Below are 20,657 nucleotides of genomic sequence, written 5' to 3' on the forward strand. Positions count from 1 at the left end.
TCGGCGCTCAAATAAAATTTATAAATTTTTTCTTTACGGGCCCGATTTTGTATATTACCACGCTATCAGAACTCTGGAGGAAACCATGAGCTTTGCAGGGAGGAAGCGCGGCCGTTTTGAGCGGAACTGCGCCTGTAGCGGCATCGACATCCATTGCCACGTCGTACCATCGAGCTTTCCATCGACACCGGGCGGAAGAGCGATCAAGGGCTGGCCGTCCATGTCCCCCGTTGTCGACTGCCACGCGACCGTTGTCATCGACGACAAGCCGTATCGCACGATCGGCGATGCCTGCTGGGTCGCCGAACGGCGCATCGAGGAAATGGACAAAGCCGGCATTCAGATTCAGGCGCTGTCCCCAATGCCCGAACTGTTCGGCTACTGGATCGAGGCCGAAGCTGCCGATGGCCTCAACCGCCACGTCAACGACGTGATCGCAGCCATGGTCGAGCAAGGCCGCGGCCGCTTCGTCGGACTTGGCGGCGTGCCGTTGCAGGATATCGATCTCGCCATCCGCGAGTTACAGCGCATCATGGCCCAGCCGGGCTTTCACGGGGTGGAAATCGGCAGCAACATCAATGGCGTCGCCATTGGCGATCCCAGATTTCATCCCTTCTTTGCCGAGGCCGAAAAACTCGGCGCAGCGATCTTCGTCCACGCGGTGCGCCCGGCCGGCATGGACCGGCTTGTCGGCCCAGCACCGCTGCAGCAGGTGCTTGCCTATCCGACCGATGTTGGGCTTGCCGCCGCATCTGTCATCACGGGCAATCTTCTTAAGCATTTCCCGAACCTGCGGATCGCCTTCAGCCATGGCGGCGGCACGCTCGCCTCGCTGCTGCCGCGCCTGGAACAGGGCTATGCGACGTTTCCGGCCCTCACGGACGCGCTGTTCGAGCCGCCCTCTGTCCAGGCCAAGCGTCTCTATGCCGACACGTTGGTCTTCGACACGGAAACGCTGCGCCGTGTCATCTCCGTCTTCGGCGAAGACAAGGTGATGATCGGCACCGACTATCCCTTCAATTTCCGCGAAAAGGACCCGCTGGCTTGCGTTGACGCAGCCCTTGCCGATCAAGCCGGCCGGGAACGGCTCACTTTCGCCAATGCCTTGACATTCCTGGCCATCGAGGAGGTCTCCAATGCCTGATTTTCCCGTCACCGCGCTGCGCAGCGTCGAGATTTCGACGCCAGATCTCGCCGGCTCGGTCGATTTCTACACGCGCGTCTGGGGCCTGACCGTTGCTGCCGAAGTCGATGACAAGGTCTTTCTCAGCGCCACCGGCGACGACTTCCATGTGCTGGAACTGAAGGCCGGCGATAAGGCCGAGCTGCGCAAGACCACCTTCCGCGCGGCCTCGGCGGATGCGCTTGCGGCTCTGCTTGCGCGCTGCCGCGACGCCGGCTGCACGGTCATGCGCGAGCTCGGCCCAGCCGATGCGCCCTCGGGCGGTCAGCGTTTCGTGGTGCGCGAGCCCCAGGGTGCAGTGCTGGAATTCGTGCACGGAGATCTGCGCAAGCCAGCCAAGACCGTTGAAAACCAGGTGCTGCGCCTCGCGCATGTCAACATCAACAGCAGCGAGATCGAAGCGCTTTCCTCATTCTATCAGGACGTGCTCGGTTTTCAGCTGACCGATCGTTCCAAGATGATGGCCTTCCTGCGCTGCAATGACGATCACCACGCGGTGGTGCTGGCAGAGGCGCCGGTCAACGGCCTCAACCATATCGCCTTCCTGATGCCGGATCTGGAATCGGTCATGCGTGGTTCCGGCCGGGTCGTGGACCACGGCTATCCGATCGGCTGGGGCGTCGGCCGCCACGGCCCCGGCGACAATGTCTTTGCCTATTTCGTCGATCCAACCGGCGTCGTGGTCGAATACACCGCCGAGGTGCTGCAGGTCGATGACACCTACCGCGTCAAGGGACCGGATGAATGGGTTTGGCCACCCGGGCGCACGGACCATTGGGGCATCGCGGCGCCCAAAAGCGAGGTCTGCAAGAAGGCTCAGGTTTCCGTCGGCTTTGCCGGCGCCTGACGCCTCGAACGTCTCGATAAGACAGTGAACCGCTCCGCGGCACTGCTTTCATGCTCTATTCCACACCATTGCAGAGGCATTTTCCGTGAACACCAAGCAGGAAATCTCCAGCCATTACGATGTCCTCATTATCGGTTACGGCCCGGCCGGCGCCGTGGCCGCCGCGATGTTTGGCGCCAAGGGTCACTCCACCCTGGTGATCGACCGGATGACCGGCATTTATGAAAAGCCGCGTGCCATCGCCATCGACCATGAAATCCTGCGCCACTTCGACAATATGGGCATTGCAGAAGAGGTTCTGCCCTTTGTGGCGCCGTTCACCGCGTCCCAGCATTTTGGTGCCAAGGGCCAGTTGATCCGCCGCATCGATATGGTGCCGGAACCCTATCCGCTCGGCTACACACCGAGCATGGTCTTCACCCAGCCGCCCGTCGAGCAGGTGCTGCGCCGCCACGCTGAAGGCCTCGACGGTGTAACGGTCGAGCTCGGCACTGAACTGATCGATATCGCTGACATGGGCAACCAAGTCGTCGCTACGCTGCGCAACGCCGATGGCGGGACCCGCAACGTGGCGGCCAAATATGCGCTTGGGTGCGACGGGGCGTCCAGCACCGTGCGCCAGCTTTGCGGCATCACCCTGGAAGATCTGATCTTCGACGAGCCCTGGCTGGTTATCGATGTGCAGGTCAACGACAGCTCTCTTTCGAAACTGCCGCAGACCTCGGCGCAATTTTGCGACCCGGCGCGGCCAACCAGCTTCATCATCGGTCCGAACAACCATCGCCGCTGGGAAATCATGCTTCTGCCCGGTGAAGATGCCCGCGAAATGGAAAAGCCCGAGAACGTCTGGAAGCTGCTCGCGCCCTGGCTGACGCCTGACGATGGCGAGCTTTGGCGTGCGGCGTCCTATCGCTTCCACGCTCTGGTCGCCGATACCTGGCGCCGGGGACGGACCCTGATCGCCGGCGATGCCGCCCATCAGCAGCCGCCTTTCATCGGTCAGGGCATGTGCCAGGGCCTGCGCGATGTCTCCAACATAGTCTGGAAGCTCGACAGGGTTTTGAAGGGCCAGTCCAGCGACAGCCTCCTCGACAGCTATACCGTCGAGCGCAAGCGCCATGTCCAGACACTGACCGGCAAGATCAAGGCCATCGGCCAGATGATTTGCGAACGCGACCCGCTGCTGGCGGCAGAACGCGATGCCCGCGTGCTTGCCGAGGGCGGCGGCAAGCCGCCGACCATCACCCGCCAGGAAATCGTGCCGCCGCTCGAGGCTGGCCTGATTGGCGCGGAAGGCACACCTGCCCGCGGCTTGCTGTTCCCGCAACCAGCTATCGTCAAGGATGGTAGTGCCGTCTTGCTCGACCGCCTGATTGGCCATGGCTGGCGGTTGCTGCTGGACGGTCGCAAGGTTTCAACCCAACAGGCGCAAACGCTCAAGGGCGCGGTCGAGGGCGTTGCGGTCCACGTTATCGCCGCGCCGAACTCAGCAGCCGAAGAGGCTGCTCTCGTGGAGAAAGACGGCGTTCTTTCGGCCTGGTTTGACCGCCATGGCTGCATCGCCGCCATCGTTCGGCCGGACCACTACGTCTTTGCCGGCGCCGCCGACATGACCGACCTTGAGAGCCAGCTGGCAGATTTGCGAACCCGTATCGCCTGAGGGGTGGCGTGAGGGGATGACAAGCGTGTTTCAATAATTCGGATCTGGGAGGACACTATGACCGAATCGACCAGTACTATCAGACCTTACATCGTGCTTTTGATGCTCTTCCTCTTCCAGACGTTGAATTTCTTCGACAAGCTGGTCTTCGGCCTATCCGCCGTTCCGATGATGAAGGAGTTGGCGATTACGCCGCAACAATTCGGCCTGATTGGCAGCAGCTTCTTTTTGCTGTTTTCGATTTCAGGCGTGCTTGTCGGGTTGTTCGTCATCGGCCGCGTTCCGATGAAATGGATACTGGTCGCGCTGGCGCTGATCTGGTCGATCTCACAGATCCCGATTTACTTCAGCAGTTCGGTCACGGTTCTCGTCGCATGCCGTATCCTGCTCGGCCTTGGCGAAGGTCCGGGCCTGCCAACGGCACTGCATGCCTGCCAGAACTGGTTTCATCCGCAAAAGCGCAGCGTGCCAAGCGCAATCGTCGTCCAGGGCATCAGCGTCGGCCTTCTCGCAGGCGGCCCGATCCTGACCTATCTGATCGTCAACCACGGCTGGCGTTCGGGCTTCCTGTTCTGCGGCGTGATCGGCCTTGTCTGGATCGCCGGCTGGCTTCTCGTCGGCGGTGAAGGCCCCTATGCCAGCAAGAGCCACAAGAGCGATGCCATCGTCAGCGACGAAGCGCCCATTCCAGCCGCCAAGCTATGGCTCGACCCAACCGTCATCGGCGTGATCATCATGTCCACGATGTCCTACTGGATCGTGGGCATGTCCGCGACCTGGCTGCCGCCTTTCCTGCAGCAGGGCCTGGGCTATTCCCAGGGGCAGACCGGCTCGATCATCTCTGCCGTCTATGTCTTCCAGTCGCCGCTTCTGCTGCTGGGTTCCTGGGTTGCACAGCGGATGCTGCTCAATGGCGTCAGCAGGCGCAAAGCGCTCGGCAGTGCTTCCGGCTATGCGCTTCTCGCTGCTGGCCTGGCACTGATCGGATCGGTCTATGTCAGCGGTCCGCTGCAATTGGCGCTGGTCGCCATCGCCTTTGCCGCACCCAGCCTCACCACCATCTACGGGCCGATCACGCTTGGCGCCATAGCCCCGGCCGTACAACGTGGCCGCTTGATTGTGGTGATTTATTCGGCCAACGCCGCCTCGGCCCTCGTTTCCAACGCCGTGACCGGCATGATCGTGCAGGCCGCCGGCCCCGATCATGTCACCCAAGGCTATGCCAATGCCATGATGTTTACCGCAGTGATCCTGTTGATCGGCGCGGTCTCCGCTTTTGCCCTGATTTTCCCGGAGCGGTCCCTGGAGCGTTTCGGCCGTATACCTCGCTTTGCCAATCGGGTACAGGAAGCCTGAAGGCTTTCCCCGACCTCATGACAGGAGAAGACCCATGAGACTATCAAGCGTATCTATCGACGGACAACGGACCTGGGGTGTCGTCGAAGGCGATACATTCCTCGATGTCGGCGCCGTACTGAAGGACCGTTACAGCGACCTGAAGGCTGCCGTGACCGCCGGTCTGGACGGCGTCGCCGCCGCGACAGCCTCGGCGAAGGCCACGCCGCTTGAGGCCGTGACCTGGCTGCCGGTGATCAGCAACCCAGACAAGATCCTCTGCGTCGGCCTGAACTACGAAATGCACCGCAAGGAAACCGGTCGGACCGAAGTGGAAAACCCGACCATCTTTGCCCGCTATGCCAATAGCCAGACCGGCCATCTGCAGCCGATCATCCGCCCGAAGGCCTCGATCGAGCTGGATTATGAAGGCGAGTTGGCCATCATCATCGGCAAGCCGGGCCGTTATATTTCCCGGGAAGATGCGCTCAGCCATGTTGCCGGCTATGCCTGCTACAATGACGGCAGCGTGCGCGATTATCAGCGCCATACCCATCAGTTTACCCCGGGCAAGAACTTCCCCGACACCGGCGCTTTCGGTCCATGGATGATGACGCCGGACGAACTCGGGCCGCTGGCCACGCTGCGTATCCAGACCCGCCTGAATGGTACTGTCGTTCAGGAAGCAACTTTCGATCAGATGATTTTCGATATCGCACGCCAGATCGAATACTGCTCGAGCTTCACCCGGCTTGAAGCCGGTGATGTCATCGTCAGCGGCACGCCGGGCGGTGTCGGAGCAAAGCGCAATCCGCCGCTCTGGATGAAGCCCGGCGATGTTGTCGAAGTTGAAGTCGACAAGCTTGGCATCCTGCGCAACCCGATTGTCCAGGAAGCCGCCTAATTTAGCTATCGGGAGCGATCTTCACCCTTCCGATCGATCGCAGCACCGTCCAACATCAGAGTCTGTCAGGTCCAGATTGAACCTGACAGACTCTGAGCCTCCTTACTGTCCTTCGTCTTATCGGGAAAACAGTTTCCACTTTTCCTGACAAACTCTAGGGCACGGGCGGTGCCCTCACGCAAACATGGACATCAGTGTGCTTGCTTGCTCTTCAGATAGGCGATGAGATCCGCCACATCCTCTGGATTTTTCAAGCCGGTAAAGCTCATGCGGTTGCCGGGATGCAGCTTTCTCGGATCAGTCACCCAGGCTGACACGCTTTCTTCATCCCAGACCGCTCCGCTGGCGCCCGCTGTTTTCAGAGCGTCGGAATAGTTGGTGTAATCGCTGACAGATGCGACCTTGCGTCCGAATATGTCCACCAGATGCGGGCCGATCTTATTTTCCGACTTATCAATATTGTGGCAGGCTGCGCATTTCTTGAAGACGATTTCACCTTTTGCCGGATCGCCCTCGGCAAGAGCCAACGCGGGAACAAGAAGGGCGGCCAATGCGATCAACGGGGCGCCTGGGAATTTCATCGCATATCGTCCTCTCAGAAGCGTATCAAAAAGGTGACCGGTTACCCGGTCACAGGTGGCGCGGGCTGTGTGAACCCGACCGCGCGGGAGGGCCCGGCCGGAGCGATGAGGCCGGGCAATCCGTTTACCTTGCTTTGACGCATTCCCTAACGAAGAGCCGGATTCCACTTTCCCCGGCAATGCTCTGCTGAGCAGTCAGATCGACTTCGCCGACATCTCCTTGGCAATAAATTCCGACTGGCGAATAGCAAGCGACACGATGGTCAATGTCGGGTTTTCCGCGCCGCCGGTGGTGAACTGGCTGCCATCGGACACGAACAGATTCTTGATGTCGTGCGTCTGGCCCCATTTATTGACGACACCGTCGCGGGCCTTTTCGCTCATCCTGACGGTGCCGAGATTATGCGTGGAGGGATAGGGTGGCGTCGGGAAGGATCGCATAGCCCCGACCGAGGCATAGAGCGCCTGCCCTTGCGCATAGGCGTGGTTGCGCATGGCAACGTCATTGGCATGGTCGGTGAACCAGACATCCGGGATCGGCATGCCGTATTTGTCTTTCAACTCCTTATGCAGTTTTACGGCATTCTGCTCCTGCGGCATGTCCTCGCCGACAATCCACATGCCCGCCATATTTGGATAATCGTCGAGTGCGGACGTGAACGACCGGCCCCAGCCGCCAGGATCGAGAAATGCTGCCATGAAGGGCAGGCCAAGCGACAACGTTTCCAACTCATAGCCACCGACAAAGCCGCGCGACGGGTCATGCTTTGCTTCGTCGCGAATGACGCCGGCCATGGTCGTGCCGCGGTACATATGCACCGGCTTTTCGAACACGGCATAGACCGAGCCCGTCGTATGGCGCATGTAATTCTTGCCGACTTGACCGGAGGAATTGGCGAGACCCTGCGGGAACATCGAGGAATGCGAGTTCAAAAGCAGGCGTGGACTTTCTATGGAATTGCCGGCCACGCAGACGATGCGCGCCTTCTGCTCCTGGACCTTCCCGTCCTTGTCAGCATAGACCACGCTCGTGACCTTGCCGGACTTGTCATGCTCAATGCGCAGGACATGCGATTGGGCACGCAGTTCCAGACGGCCGGTGTCCTCCCCCTTCGGGATTTCAGTGTAGAGCGTCGACCATTTCGCACCCCATTTGCAGCCCTGGAAGCAAAATCCAGTTTGCTGACAGCCCATGCGACCATCACGTTCCTTGGAATTGATAGCCATATGGCCGGTATTGCATTCCTTGTAGCCGAGTTTGTCGGCACCCGCCTTGAACACCTTGAAATTGTTGTTGCCCGGCAGCCCCTCGATACCATTGGTGCGTGTCACGCCCATCTTGTCTTCGGCACGGGCGTAGTAAGGTTCCAGTTCGGCGAGTGTGATCGGCCAGTCCAGCAGATTGGCACCCTTAACGTCGCCATAATGCGTGTGCGTCTTGAATTCATGTTCCTGGAGGCGCAGCGAGGCACCAGCCCAGTGGGTGGTGGTGCCGCCGACGGCCTTGACGATCCAGGCCGGGAGATTGGGAAAGTCCTTCGAGACCCGCCAGCCGCCGCCGGTGGTGCGATGATCGAGCCAAGCGAGTTGGGCGAAACTGTCCCACTCGTCATTGATAAAATCCTCGTGCTCGATGCGCGCGCCTGACTCCAGCACGACCACATCGATGCCCTTCTGGGCCAGTTCATTGGCAAGCGTGCCGCCACCGGCCCCCGAGCCGATGATAACGACGACACTATCGTCTTTCAGATCATAAGGTGCAGGCATGATATTCCTCCCGATAGCCCTTCACCGCGCCGCATCAACCCTTGAGCCCGCCTCCTCGCGAGCGAGGGTCAATCCTCACAGCCATTCCAGGTCATTGAAACCACGATTGATGTAACCGCCCTTGGAATAGGATTCGCCCTCGTAACCGAAGATCGGCCAGATCTCCTTCTGGTTATAAAGGCTCACCACCAGGTCACCGCGCACGGCCTGGAAGAAGGGCGTTTTCTCGATATCATGCAGGATGGCGATACGATCCTTTTCCCAGCCGATTGCCGCATAGCCGCCGGCACCAGCCCGTTTGTCGAGATCGGCCACGCCGTCCTCGACCAGCGTCTTGTGCGTGGCATCCCTCTGGGCAAGTTGGTCCTGGCCCTTTACGGCGATGGCGTAAAAACGGTCGGCCAGGCGGTCATGCGGGTAGATATCCCGGGCAAGCTTGATCAGCGTCGCCATGGTTTCGGGCTTCAGCGCCTGGCTCTCCAAAGCCCAGGCGGCTTCGGGACAGATCACCGCCTGGCCCGAAATGATCAATGCGGCGCCAATGGTACCGCTCTTCAAAACATCGCGGCGGGAAAGGCCGCGCTTGTCCTCATACAACGTCGCCATTCTTGTCCTCCTCCAGGCTTAATGGCGTTGATATGCTTCACATCGGCCGCTTCTCCTAAAGCGGCCGACATCTGCTTGTAATCATTTCGCTACTTGTATCGGCCGTGGCGCTGAAGAACCTCTATCTTATAGCCATCGGGATCGGTGATGAAGAAGAAGCGGGCAAGCAGGCCGCCATCGCGATTGAAGTCGACGATCTTGCCAGGATTGAGCCCAGCCTCCTCAAGACGGGCATGTTCCGCTTCGAGATCGGCAACGGAAACAGCGAAATGTCCATAGCCGTCGCCTAGCGCATAGGGCTCGGTCCGCCCTTTATTGACGGTCAACTCGACTTCGAAATCGCTTTCCTCATTGCTCATATAGATGAGCGTGAAGGTCTCGAAATCGAGACGGTCGGCCACGGACAGGCCGAACGCCGTCTGATAGAATGCAACGGATCGTGCCTCGTCCAGCACGCGGATCATGGAATGAATAGCTTTTGCCAAATCGGGCCTCCTTCATTTCGAAGGCAGATTACCGAAGCTTTTGGCAATGCTGGTAGCAACCGATTACCGCATGGGAGAAATGTTCCGCCCTTCCGATAAACTTTGGTATCGTTTGGCAATGCGGGTGCCGAAGTGATTTGACGATCGCCAGGCCGGGGAACACATTAGCAAGATAACAAAAACCAGGAGGAAGCCATGTGTGAAATCTATGCCGGTCAGGACCCGGAGCGCTATCGCCCGATCAATCGCTCAGTGCGGATAGGCGGTCATTCCACCAGCATCCAGTTGGAGGCGGCCTTTTGGCTGCTGATCGATGAGATCGCTGAAAGGCAGGGCTACTCCACTGCCCGTTTTCTGTCGACGCTCTATGACGAAGCCCTGGAGATCAATGGCTCCATCACCAACTTCAGCTCGCTGTTACGCACAAGCTGTCTGATCTACCTGATCAACAATGGCAAGACCGAGCCAGAGCCAGCCTCCTTCAAGATCATGGCAGCCGAGTGATCGAGCCGCGTCGGCCAGGTGGGGGCTTGGCCGATAACGGATTGAAGCGATTGCAGAGGCCTTGGCGCGGCGCTCGGCCCGGAAAATCGGGCGCGGCATTATGCGGGTGGCAAATGGTCAATCCAGCGCGTGAAAAATCTTTCCAACCGGCCGGCAATCGGGGACATCAGGTGCAGAGACGGTCATCCCACCGGCAATCACGCCCTTGACCATCGGACAGATGAACAGCACGCCCCGCACGCTCAAAGTCGAGCGCTCATCAATGCTATGCACAGCCGCCTGCAGAAACACCTGAACCGAACGGAACATGTAGACGCCAGCGGAGGCATGATTGGAAATCACCTGCTTTTCCACAGCCCGCGTTACCTGACCTTCGACAATGTCGAGATAGCTGTAACAACTCTCGTCAGAGACAAAGACCGGGACGACAGCGCCATGGCCCTCTGCCGCAAACAATGCTTGCGGATCGTCAGGTCCGTCCGAAAACAGGATATCGGCAAGATCGATGATCAGCGGCTCGTCCGGCTGCACCAGCGACATGGCAGCCAAAGCTGAAAACACCGCACCGCCCGTCAGATGCGACAGGGTGACGATGCGGCAGCCGGGCCAACTGCGGGAGAGGTAGCCGGTGAGCACATCGAGTTTTTCCACCGCGCGGACCACGAAAATGTAGTCTTCCGGCGCAAGCCTGACAGCCCAGGCCCGCTGTTTCAGTGCCGCCTCGATCAGAGGCGTGCCATCGAGATCCATCAATGGCCTGAACCCGTATTTTTCGGTCCACAGATCAGGCCCGGCAAGGGGAACGATACATTTCATCGCGGTCAGATCAGCTCCAGATAGGCTTCCAGATCAGGCGGCGTGCCAATGCCGTGCATCGCATCCGGGGCGATATGGTAGACGCCAATCCTGCCGCCCTGGCGGATCAAGTAATTATAGACCGGGCAGACATAGAATTCGTTGTTTGATCGATCATTATGGGCGATCATGTCCGTTGCCGCGTCAATAAAGTCGCGGGCACGGCGGAAATAGTAGATGCCCACGGTGGCATTATCCGAGATCGGCACCTTTTCCTTGACCTCGTCGACCAGCCCTTCATCATTGACATGGGCAAAGGACCATTTCGGATCGCGGTCTCTATCCTTGAAGCACAGGATGGATCCGTCGAGGTCACGCTCGATTGCGTCGTAGAGATAGTCGGCGCAATCGAAATCGACGATCTGGTCGCAATTGGCAATCAGCAACGGCGCGTCGGGATCGAAATGATGGCGGGCGGTCAGTACTGTGCAGGCAGCGCCTTCCGTGACGAAGTCGATCGGTGAAAACACCAGGTCGCCGCGCTCCTTCAGCCCGTCGACGACGTCGGGTTCGGCGTCCAGATGCTCCTGTCGGGCGATCAGCACGAAGCGGGCGTGGTCGAGCCGCAGATTGTCCATGACCCGTTCGATCATGGTCTTGCCCTTCACGTCGATAAAGGGCTTCGGCTTGCTATAGCCCACCTTGGCAAACCTGCTACCCAGGCCGGCCATCGGGATGACCACCTGCACCGATCGCGACGGCTTGGCGAGGACAGCGACCTTGCCGCGCAGCTCGTTCTGATAGAACTCGATGCGTTTGGGCGAATAGAAGGAAATATAGTTGTCCGAGGGGATCTCGTGCTGGACGATCCGTCCGCCCGACAGCACCACTTCATTCAGCACCGGCGACAGGTAATATTTGCCGCCGAGCGGGTCCGCCTTCAGAAGGTAGGTCTGGGCCTTTTCGATGAATAGATTGCCGGATCGGAAATAATAGTAGCCGGCAATCGCCTTGCGGCTCAACACCCGCTTTTCGGCTGTCTCGATCACCTCGCCTCGGCCGTTTTCGCGGATATAGGACCAGCGCGGATGGACTGAGTCGAAGGTGACTACGCCGGCATCGGCGCCGGAGCGTACGAAATCCCTGGCGATGCCGGAGAGATCCGCATCGATGATCTGGTCGCCATTGCAGATCACCAGCGGCTCGTCATCGCCAATGTGGTCGACCGCCATCAGCGCCGAGCAGACGGCGCCCATGGTCGGATTGTTGAGTTCGATCACTGTTGTCGACGGGCCTGCCAGCAGTTTCAGGATCTGGTCCAGGCTGTACTCAAGCGCATCCTGATGCAGCACGATGAAGATGAAACGCGCTGAGGCGTCGCGATTGCGGATGCTGTTGACCACGAGAGAGATCATCGGTGCGCCGTCGACCTCGATCAACGGTTTGGGGAAATGATACTCGTCTTTCGGGAAAAGATCGTCCTTCGACGCGATGGGGATAAGATATCTCACTGGACGCCCGCCTCGATCGTGTTGATTTTGGTGATGATACGCTCATAGGTCACATCGTTGGTCGAACCGACCACCATGACATGAGCCCCGGACGCGCGCGCAGCCTGGATGCCGTGATCGTTGTCTTCGAGGATCAGGCACTCCTCCGGGCGCAGGTTAAGCCGCTCGATGGCCATAAGATAGATTTCGGGGTCGGGCTTTGCTTTGCCCACATCCTGGTTGGACAGGAAGAAATCCAGATATTTCAAGAGATCGGACTGGCGCATCATCGCTTCGACGCTTGATCGCACCGAGTTGGAGCAGACGACGATGCTCTTGCCTTCGCGTTTCAGCCGCGACAGCGCGTATTCGTGATGAAACACCGGCGCGCATTTCTCAACAATGACCTGATAGGTCATCTTCTGCTTCAGCGTATTGAGAAAATCGTGCAGCTTCGGCGGCAGGCCGCGCGTCTTGCTCAACATTTCCAGCTTCTTGCGCGTCGGCAGACCGTCGTAAACGGCCAGATGCTCCGTGCGGCTGATATTCAGCCCAAATAGCGCGAGCGCATCGTTGAGCGTCTCGTAATGCCATTCCTTGGCATCGATCAGCACGCCATCCATATCGAACAGCACCGCCTTGATCATCGGTTGTCGTCCCCTCAGGTCCATGACCTCATCCCCATTTTTCAGCCGCCAGATGCGGCAAGTCGGTGCAGATCGCGATAGTGTCGCCCTTCAGGTCGCTCCACGCATCCCAGGCGGCAGCCGGGTCGCGTCCATGCAGTTCGGGCGAAACGAGCGCGACACGCTTGCCCGCATCAAGATGCTTCTGGACGACCTCAGCCGTGATCCAATCGGAATAGAAGGCATCGATCCACACGCCCTCAGCTTTGTCGTAAAAGGGCGGCACCGGCTCTAGTTCGGAATGGCGGGTATAGGCAACGAAACCGGCTTTGAAATAGCCGAGAGCGTCCGGCACGGCCATATCGAAGCAAAAGAGATCGGAGATTCCGACCTTGTCCAGCGCGCTGCGCAGCAGCGTCTGCAATCCGTCGGCCTTGATGTTCATGGCAATCGTGCCGGACCCGGCATAGCTCTTGTGCAGCGCCAGGAAATAATCGAGATCCATGACATCATCGCCGACAGGCATGTCGTGGGCGATTTTCAACACGCCGTTCTGGTCACGCGTGTCGGTTTCGACGCCGAAGCCGTTTTCAAACGCGCGACGGAAGGCTGTCTCGCTGTTCTTCTCGGTTGGCTCCAACCACCAGCCGCGATGCGCAAGAATTTTCATCACTTATCCAATCGGGTTGGATGACGGCCGCCCGCATCCTCTGGCGGCTATCAATCCGGGTTGAATTGCGGGAAGGTTTTTCTGTCAATGTGATAGACGGCCAAGTAGTCGTTCTGCCTGAAAAAGCCGGGGTCCTGCGCGTAAGCGAGCGCATTCGTCCACCGCATCGGATGGATTTGCTTGTGAACGCGCGACACGAGATTGGCGGTGCTGAATTCCAGCGCATGGTTCATGCCCTCCACGACCGTGAAGGAAAAGCCGCCATGCAGCGCCATGTAAAACTGGTAGGTAATATGGTCGAAGACGCTGTGGACCAGTCGCTCCACGAACTGGAGACTCATGTCCCAGCCGATCCATTCCAGGAAACCCGGGACGCTCTTGGCGACATAGACCGGTAGGTCCCACCACCAGGTATAAAAAGCCCAGTTTCCAGAAACGGTCTGGATATTCTCATGGTCAGCGATCGGCGCCAGCAAAACAGATGAGGCATACATGATCTGCCGCTCTGACGTATGATTTGCCGTCAGCGTCCCACCATACCAGCGGCTGGCGGATGCAATCGCTTCCGACGCCTGCGTCCAGCCGGTGGGATTGAGCACGTAGGTCTCGGCATCGACGCAGTGAATATAGTCGTAGGACTGATGGATCAGCGCAAGAGCGAGGAATTTCTTGATGGTCGGCCAAGTCCGCTGCTCAGCCACGACAGACAGAGCGCTTGCCGAAAAATAATCCGACAGAACGATGGATGTATAGCTGAGATAGGCCGAGGCTTGGTGCATCTGCCGGAATTGCAAGCGATCGGCATCGGTCGAAAACACGAAGACGACATCGTAATCGGCCCCCATGCTCTGAAACAGCAGATTGATTCCGTAAATGAAATAGGCATCGTGGATCGGAACGATCAGCGCCGTACGATTGTCAGGCAGCTTACGTGCGCCAGATTCATGCAAATAATGAACTGACGCTTCACCGGGAAGGCGAAAACGCCCTTCCATCTGCAGCCGGCCATCGACCAACTTCACATGATCGAAGCGGGTAGAAACCGTGTTGTTTTGGTTCAGAAGCTCGACCGCACCGCCCTTAACCCGCCAGGAATGCTCATTGGGATGGGAGTAGCCGCGCAGCCAACCACCGCTCTCCAGGCCCAGCTGCGGGGCAAACACTTCTTTGGTTCCAGCCTTGCCGAAGGTCCAGATCCGCTCCTTCATCAATCTCTCGAGCACAACGTCATCACGCGGCCCGGCACCAAGCCCAAGGCTATCACGTACACTCTTATCGAGATTAACAGGCACAGCAGTCCCCCATCTGTAAATTCGAAGGAACGCTATTAGGCGAAACTTGTATGAGGCTGTTGACTCAGGCCGCAACAGCCACTCAATCATCTGGATAAATATTCGTTATTGATTTTTTATTTCACGACATCATACTCGCCGTTGATCGAGAAGGTCCGGCAAATCAATTGGCTTGCCGGAGGACACAAAAGACGCCGGAGTGAGCCGGCCATGGGAGGAAGCATGCTCTGTTTTTCAGGAAAGACTGTCGTAATAACCGGCGCCAGTCGTGGCATCGGCGCGGCGATTGCCAAGCGCTTTGCACGCGAGGGCGCCAATCTCGTCGTTTCGGCCAATGAGGAGCGCGTTGAGACGGTTGCCCAGGAAATCCGCGATAATGGCGGCAAGGCGCTTTCGTTCGTCGGCGATGTCACGGACAAAGCAAGCGTGATCGCGTTGTATGACGCGGCCGAGACTGCCTTCAGCACCGTCGATGTCTCGATCCAGAATGCCGGCGTCATCACCATCGCCCGCGTCGAAGACATGACGGAGCGGGAATGGGACTTCGTGATGGCGGTCAACACCAAGGGTGTGTTTCTCTGTGCGCAAGAGGCTATAGCACGTATGCGCAAGCACGGGCGCGGCGGCCGTATCATCAACACGGCTTCAGGCCAAGCCCGTGACGGCTTCATCTACACGCCACATTATGCCGCATCGAAGATGGGGGTCGTCGGCATTACCCAAAGCCTCGCCAAGGAGGTCGCCGTCGAGAAGATCACCGTCAACGCCTTCTGCCCAGGCATCATCGAAACCGACATGTGGGCCTATAACGACGAAGCCTGGGGCAAGTTGCTGGGCGATTACAAACCCGGCGAACTGATGCGCGAATGGGTCGACGGCATCCCAATGAAACGCGCCGGCACCGGCGAGGATGTCGCCGGATTGGTGACCTTTCTCGCCAGCGATGATGCCGCCTACATCACCGGGCAGACCATCAACGTGGACGGCGGCCTGATCATGTCGTGAGGCCGTCTACACGGTGTAGAGCCATTCACCGAACAGAGACTGTATGCCAACACGCCATTTTCTGAAGGGTGAGCCTTCACGAGCGGGTCTGATAGACCGTGGCCTTAGCGTCGATGGGAAAGCTGACCCGCAGCAGGGTCGGCTTTCCCATAAGGCCGTAGTGCGGCATGGATAAATCGCCAATCTGGCTATCTCACCAGGTGCCGATCGACCGCTTCAAGGTCGCGGATAGCCATAGCTTTGACGCGCCGGTCCGTGTTGACCAGCGCGACATGTCAGTTATCGTATCCAGATGGAATTAAGTCAGCGGCTTACCAGCAGCAGAAGCCGCCATCGACCAGCAGATCGACGCCAGTAACGAAGCTGGCCGCATCCGATAGCAGGAAGACGGCCGGGCCGACCATTTCATCGACATTTGCCATGCGCTGCATGGGAGTCTGCTCTTCAAACAACTTGGTCTGATGCACCATTTCCGGGCGGGTGTTCATCGGGGTGGCCGTATAGCCGGGCGAGATCGTATTGACGCGAATGCCGCGCCCAACCCACTCCATCGCCATGGACTTCGACATGTGGATGACGCCGGCCTTCGACGCATTGTAATGGCACTGCATCAAGCCGCGATTGACGATAACGCCGGACATGGAGGCGATGTTGACGATAGCGCCGCGCCCGTGCTTCAGCATGGCGGCCGCTTCGGCCTGGCAGGAGAAAAACACGCCCTTCAAGTTGATGTCCATCATCGTCTGGAACTGGCTTTCCTCCATCTCCTCGGCCGGGTTGGCATTGGCGATGCCAGCGGCGTTGACCGCCAAACCCAAGGCCCCAAGCTCGGCTTCGGTGCGGGCGACGGCATCGCTCAGCGCCTGTTTCGAGGTCACGTCAGCAGCGATCTGGATGGAGCGCCGGCCCGCCTTGGCGATGAAATCGGCCGTTTGGGCAAGACCGTCATCCGTGCGCCGGTCCAGCAGCGCCACGTCGGCACCGCATTGCGCAAGCCCCATGGCAATCCGCTGGCCAATGCCGCTGCCGGCGCCGGTGACGAAGGCCACCTTGCCGGCGAGATCGAAGAGTTTGGGGGCGTTGAGGGTGATGTCGGACATCGTCCTTCCTTTCAAAATATTGCCAATCAAAGTGTCGCAAGTTCCATGACCGAGACGTCGTTTGCCGCCTCATGGTCGAGAATACCGGCCTGCTTGCCCTGCGCCAGAACGAGGATGCGGTTGGACACGCCGAGCACTTCCTCCAGATCCGAGCTGACCACGATCACGGCAACGCCTTGGCGCGCAAGATCGGCGATAATGCCGTAAATGCCGGCGCGTGCTCCGACATCGATGCCGCGGGTCGGTTCATCCAGCACGACGACCCTGGGATTGCGGATCAGCCATTTGGCGATCACGACTTTCTGCTGGTTGCCGCCCGAAAGATCGGAAGCGGGCTGCTCGTCGCGGCCCTTGACGCCGAAGGACGCAATCGCCTTCTTCGCCAAGGCCGATTTCAACTTGCGTGTAACCCAGCCGCCCTTGAAGCGGTCGAGATTGGCATAGGCGATGTTTTCGCCGATCTCGTGGGCGACAACCAGGCCTTGCGATTTGCGATCTTCAGGCACCATGACGATGCCCTTGGCGATCGCGTCGGCAGGGCTGCGCAAGACGAGCTCTTGCCCATCCAGCCGCACCGCGCCTGATGCCAGCGGATCTGCGCCGCAAATGCTGCGCACCAACTCGGTTCTGCCCGCGCCGATCAGGCCGGCGATGCCGAGGATTTCGCCTTCGTGGACATCGAAGCTAACGTTTTTAAACGCGCCATTTGCACCGCTGACGGCCTGGACCTCCAGCACCTTGCGGGTGCCCGGCGACGGCAGGGCTGGAAACATCCGCTCCAGCGAGCGCCCGACCATGCTTTCGACGATGGTACGGACAGGCGTGGCGCTGTCGGCAAATTCATTGACCCGCTCACCATCGCGCAGCACGACGATTCGGTCGGTGATCTGGCGGATTTCTTCCATACGATGAGAAATATAGATTATGCCGACGCCCTCGGCGCGCAGCTTGCGGACCTGCGCAAACAGTGCCTCGGTTTCGGCTCCGCCCAGCGCTGCCGTCGGTTCGTCGAGGATGAGCAGCTTCGCCTTCAGGGCCAATGCCTTGGCGATCTCGATCAGCTGCTGATTGGCCGTGGAGAGGCCGGCAACCTTACGGGTGGCGGGGATGTGCAGATTGAGGCGGGCAAGCTGCTCCTGGGCCCGCGCCACCATTTCGGCGCGATTGACGACACCATTCTTCATTGGCCAGCGACCGATGAAGACGTTTTCGGCAATCGACAGTTCCGGCAGCAGTTGCAGTTCCTGGTGAATGAGGACGATGCCCTTGTCGATTGCTTCGCGCGGCGATCCCGGGGCATAGGGCTCGCCCTGCCAATTCATGCTGCCTTCGGACGGCATGCGCGAGCCAGCGATGATGCCTGATAGCGTCGACTTCCCGGCGCCATTTTCGCCTAAAAGCGCGACGACCTCACCGGCATGGATATCGAGATCCATCTTGCGCAGCACTTCGACGGAGCCGTAGCTCTTGCTGATGCCGCGAAGGGACAGGATGGGATCAGGCATGACACAGGTCCTCGGACGAAATCGGCAATCACCGCCCGGCCCCGCCGCTCGGGATCTCGGGCAAGTCGAGAGCATCGGGCCGAAAAGGGGAAACCTTTTTCGGAAATGTCCGATGCTCTGGAAAGACGGGCCCCAGCTTTGAGCCGGGACCCGCCTCGGGAGGATCAGGGATGGTTGGCGATGAAGCCGGCGACATTGTCCTTGGTGGTCAGCGTCGCGTTCAGAAGCTGCACCGGCTCGACCTTTTCGCCGCCGACGATCTTGACCGCCATATCAACAGCCATGCGACCCATCTTCTGGGTCTGCTGTGTGGCCGTTACATCGAAGACGCCGTTCTTCAGGGCTTCAAGTGCTGCCGTATCGCCGTCGAAACCGCCAACGACAATCTTCTGCGAGGGCTTGCCGACCTTGATGGCCTGGGCAGCGCCGAGCGCCAGGCCATCGGCCTGCGCGAAGACGATAGAAACGTCGGGATTAGCCTGCAGCATGTTCTGCATGATCTGGAAGCCTTCATCCTGGCTCCACATGTTCGACCATTGCTCGGCAACGATCTTCACATCCGGGTTGGCCTTGACGGCTTCCATGCAGCCCTTGGTGCGATCGACTTCCGGCGTCGTGCCCTTCTGGCCATGGATGATGACCATCTTGCCCTTGCCGCCGGCCTTTTCGATGATGTGCTTGCACACGTCATTGGCTGAGGCGACGGAATCGGTGGCAATGAAGGTGTCGCCCGGTGCGCCATCGGCATTGCGGTCGATATTGATAACCGGAACGCCAGCGGCCTTGGCGAGCTTGACCGGTACAGTTGCGGCCGCAGCACCAGCTGGAATGTAGATCAGAGCGTCGACATTGCGGGTCAAGAGATCCTGTATCTGGTTGACCTGGGTCGGGCCGTCGCCCTTGGCATCGACGGTGATGACCTCGATACCGCGGCTCTTGGCTTCCGCCTCGACCGACTGCTTGATCTGGTTGAAGAAATTGGCCTGGAGATTGGCAACGGCCAGACCGATTTTCTTGACTTCCTTGGCTTCGGCCATGTTCAGCGACAAGGCGAGAACGGCGGCGGATGCAAACAGAATGCGGGTGAGTTTCATGAGTTCCTCCTCAAGGGTTGATAGCGACCTAAGGGCATGAACCTCCCCCCTCAGGCATCAGTACTTCCCCCCGCCGCAGCGGAGGGAATTTCAGTTGCGGCCCTGCCGCATCTGCTCAGCGCGGGCGCCGGCGCAGGGTTTCGGCGCCAACGGCAACGACGATCACGACGCCGATGATAACCTGCTGCAGAAACGGCGAGACGTTGAGCAGATTGAGGCCGTTGCGCAGCACACCGATGATCAGCACGCCGATCAGCGTTCCGCCGATGCCGCCGGCACCGCCAGACAGTGAAGTACCGCCAATCACGACCGCCGCGATGGTATCGAGTTCGTAGCCGAGACCGCTCGACGGCTGCACCGAATCCAGCCGGGCGGCGAGCACGATGCCGGCAAGGCCTGCCAGCACGGCGCAGGCGACATAGACGGCAATGGTAACCCGCAGGACATTGATGCCTGCCAGCCGAGCCACCTCAGGATTGCCGCCCACAGCATAGAGCATGCGGCCTTCGGCACGGAATTTCAGGAAAATCCAGGACACGAGCACCACAGCGAGCATCACGAACACGGTTGCCGTCAGCACGCCGAAATGGCGGTCGATGGCGAGCATCATGAACCAATCCGGAAAGCCGACGATCTGCTGGCCGTCGGTGATCATGTTGGCGACGCCACGCGCAACCGACATCATGGCAAGAGTGGCGATAAAGGCAGGCACGCGAAAATGCGTGACCATGACACCGACGGCAAAGCCGCTGATAGCAGAGGCAATAAGCGCAATGGGAATGGCAATCGCCATGGGCAGGCCCATCACATTGGCGGTCCAGCCCATGATCATCATCGAAAGCGCCAGTACCGAACCGACCGACAAATCAATGCCACCGATCAGGATGACGAAGGTCATGCCCACGGCCATGATGCCGAGCACGGTGATCTGGTCGAGAATGTTGAGGCCGTTGCGCAGGGACAGGAAGCTGTCGCTCATCACGCTCAGGAACAGGCAAAGCGCAATCAGCCCGATCAGCGGCCCGGTCGCGCCACTCAGCCAGCCGAACAGGTTCTTTGCGTGGGACTTTTCGCCCTTGGCGTCGATGGCGACCATGATTCCTCCCGATCGACTGCAAATGCCAAGCTCCGTCTCAGCTATTGCATAAATATTCTCATACGGTATTTAATTCAGTACCAACGAGCGAAATATCTGTCAACCGCCTTTG

At 59.2% G+C, this 20,657-nt stretch carries 20 protein-coding genes; 7 read left to right on the forward strand and 13 right to left on the reverse strand.

The features are described from left to right. Positions 1 to 85: 85 nt before the first annotated feature. The 5 genes from BJF91_RS09670 (at position 86) to BJF91_RS09690 (ending at position 5,929) form a co-directional block, all read left to right on the forward strand. Positions 86 to 1,144 carry an amidohydrolase family protein gene (locus BJF91_RS09670; protein ID WP_075614262.1) on the forward strand — a complete coding sequence of 353 codons (1,059 nt, stop codon included), beginning with the start codon at positions 86 to 88 and terminating at the stop codon, positions 1,142 to 1,144. Further along, complete coding sequence (locus tag BJF91_RS09675; RefSeq protein WP_075614263.1) at positions 1,137 to 2,030, forward strand: VOC family protein; 894 nt, start codon at positions 1,137 to 1,139, stop codon at positions 2,028 to 2,030. The genes BJF91_RS09670 and BJF91_RS09675 overlap by 8 nt, the downstream gene beginning before the upstream one ends. A gap of 85 nt (positions 2,031 to 2,115) precedes the next feature. After that, entirely contained in the window at positions 2,116 to 3,690 is a 1,575-nt protein-coding gene (gene mhpA / locus BJF91_RS09680) for a bifunctional 3-(3-hydroxy-phenyl)propionate/3-hydroxycinnamic acid hydroxylase MhpA (RefSeq protein WP_075614264.1), read from the forward strand. Positions 3,691 to 3,747: 57 nt separating this feature from the next. Continuing rightward, positions 3,748 to 5,046: an MFS transporter gene (locus BJF91_RS09685; RefSeq protein WP_075614265.1), complete on the forward strand. Its 1,299-nt coding sequence runs from the start codon at positions 3,748 to 3,750 to the stop codon at positions 5,044 to 5,046. A gap of 34 nt (positions 5,047 to 5,080) precedes the next feature. Continuing rightward, positions 5,081 to 5,929, forward strand: a complete 849-nt coding sequence (locus BJF91_RS09690) for a fumarylacetoacetate hydrolase family protein (RefSeq protein ID WP_075614266.1) — start codon at positions 5,081 to 5,083, stop codon at positions 5,927 to 5,929. 191 nt (positions 5,930 to 6,120) lie between these two features. On the opposite strand, the gene BJF91_RS09695 is transcribed toward BJF91_RS09690, so the two are convergent. From BJF91_RS09695 to BJF91_RS09710, 4 genes are all read right to left on the reverse strand, one after another. Beyond that, positions 6,121 to 6,510 (reverse strand): c-type cytochrome, encoded by a 390-nt coding sequence (locus BJF91_RS09695; RefSeq protein WP_075614267.1) that lies wholly within the window; start codon positions 6,508 to 6,510, stop codon positions 6,121 to 6,123. Between the two features lie 195 nt (positions 6,511 to 6,705). Further along, the gene (locus tag BJF91_RS09700; protein ID WP_075614268.1) at positions 6,706 to 8,277 is read right to left on the reverse strand and encodes a GMC family oxidoreductase; all 1,572 of its coding nucleotides are present in this window, start codon (positions 8,275 to 8,277) and stop codon (positions 6,706 to 6,708) included. 75 nt (positions 8,278 to 8,352) lie between these two features. Next, positions 8,353 to 8,883: a Twin-arginine translocation pathway signal gene (locus tag BJF91_RS09705; RefSeq protein ID WP_075614269.1), complete on the reverse strand. Its 531-nt coding sequence runs from the start codon at positions 8,881 to 8,883 to the stop codon at positions 8,353 to 8,355. 89 nt (positions 8,884 to 8,972) lie between these two features. Beyond that, a complete protein-coding gene (locus tag BJF91_RS09710) occupies positions 8,973 to 9,368 on the reverse strand; it encodes a VOC family protein (RefSeq protein WP_075614270.1) in 396 nt (131 codons plus the stop codon). Between the two features lie 195 nt (positions 9,369 to 9,563). Here BJF91_RS09710 and BJF91_RS09715 point away from each other — a divergent pair, with 195 nt between their 5' ends. Beyond that, positions 9,564 to 9,872, forward strand: a complete 309-nt coding sequence (locus BJF91_RS09715; RefSeq protein WP_075614271.1) for a ribbon-helix-helix domain-containing protein — start codon at positions 9,564 to 9,566, stop codon at positions 9,870 to 9,872. Between the two features lie 117 nt (positions 9,873 to 9,989). Here the strand turns inward: BJF91_RS09715 and BJF91_RS09720 are convergent, their stop codons facing one another. The 5 genes from BJF91_RS09720 to BJF91_RS09740 are packed head-to-tail and all read right to left on the reverse strand — an operon-like array spanning position 9,990 to position 14,745. Further along, a complete protein-coding gene (locus BJF91_RS09720; RefSeq protein WP_075614272.1) occupies positions 9,990 to 10,688 on the reverse strand; it encodes a glycosyltransferase family protein in 699 nt (232 codons plus the stop codon). A gap of 5 nt (positions 10,689 to 10,693) precedes the next feature. Next, the gene (locus BJF91_RS09725) at positions 10,694 to 12,178 is read right to left on the reverse strand and encodes a glycosyltransferase family 2 protein (RefSeq protein WP_075614273.1); all 1,485 of its coding nucleotides are present in this window, start codon (positions 12,176 to 12,178) and stop codon (positions 10,694 to 10,696) included. After that, positions 12,175 to 12,828 carry an HAD family hydrolase gene (locus BJF91_RS09730; protein ID WP_234801587.1) on the reverse strand — a complete coding sequence of 218 codons (654 nt, stop codon included), beginning with the start codon at positions 12,826 to 12,828 and terminating at the stop codon, positions 12,175 to 12,177. The genes BJF91_RS09725 and BJF91_RS09730 overlap by 4 nt, the downstream gene beginning before the upstream one ends. A gap of 4 nt (positions 12,829 to 12,832) precedes the next feature. Next, positions 12,833 to 13,453: a PI-PLC domain-containing protein gene (locus BJF91_RS09735; protein WP_075614275.1), complete on the reverse strand. Its 621-nt coding sequence runs from the start codon at positions 13,451 to 13,453 to the stop codon at positions 12,833 to 12,835. A 50-nt stretch (positions 13,454 to 13,503) separates the two neighbouring features. Further along, positions 13,504 to 14,745: a hypothetical protein gene (locus BJF91_RS09740; RefSeq protein ID WP_139310644.1), complete on the reverse strand. Its 1,242-nt coding sequence runs from the start codon at positions 14,743 to 14,745 to the stop codon at positions 13,504 to 13,506. 222 nt (positions 14,746 to 14,967) lie between these two features. Here BJF91_RS09740 and BJF91_RS09745 point away from each other — a divergent pair, with 222 nt between their 5' ends. Then, the gene (locus BJF91_RS09745) at positions 14,968 to 15,750 is read left to right on the forward strand and encodes an SDR family oxidoreductase (RefSeq protein WP_075614277.1); all 783 of its coding nucleotides are present in this window, start codon (positions 14,968 to 14,970) and stop codon (positions 15,748 to 15,750) included. A gap of 311 nt (positions 15,751 to 16,061) precedes the next feature. Here the strand turns inward: BJF91_RS09745 and BJF91_RS09750 are convergent, their stop codons facing one another. The 4 genes from BJF91_RS09750 to BJF91_RS09765 form a co-directional block, all read right to left on the reverse strand. Continuing rightward, positions 16,062 to 16,850 (reverse strand): SDR family oxidoreductase, encoded by a 789-nt coding sequence (locus BJF91_RS09750; RefSeq protein ID WP_075614278.1) that lies wholly within the window; start codon positions 16,848 to 16,850, stop codon positions 16,062 to 16,064. 26 nt (positions 16,851 to 16,876) lie between these two features. Next, positions 16,877 to 18,355: a sugar ABC transporter ATP-binding protein gene (locus BJF91_RS09755; protein ID WP_075614279.1), complete on the reverse strand. Its 1,479-nt coding sequence runs from the start codon at positions 18,353 to 18,355 to the stop codon at positions 16,877 to 16,879. Positions 18,356 to 18,519: 164 nt separating this feature from the next. Further along, on the reverse strand, positions 18,520 to 19,449 hold the full coding sequence (locus BJF91_RS09760) for a sugar ABC transporter substrate-binding protein (protein WP_075614280.1): 930 nt from the start codon (positions 19,447 to 19,449) through the stop codon (positions 18,520 to 18,522). A 115-nt stretch (positions 19,450 to 19,564) separates the two neighbouring features. Continuing rightward, positions 19,565 to 20,545: an ABC transporter permease gene (locus BJF91_RS09765; protein WP_075614281.1), complete on the reverse strand. Its 981-nt coding sequence runs from the start codon at positions 20,543 to 20,545 to the stop codon at positions 19,565 to 19,567. Between the last annotated feature and the right edge of the window lie 112 nt (positions 20,546 to 20,657).

Origin of the sequence: Gillisella taibaishanensis, assembly GCF_001938985.1 — a bacterium.
Lineage (GTDB): Bacteria > Pseudomonadota > Alphaproteobacteria > Rhizobiales > Rhizobiaceae > Allorhizobium > Allorhizobium taibaishanense.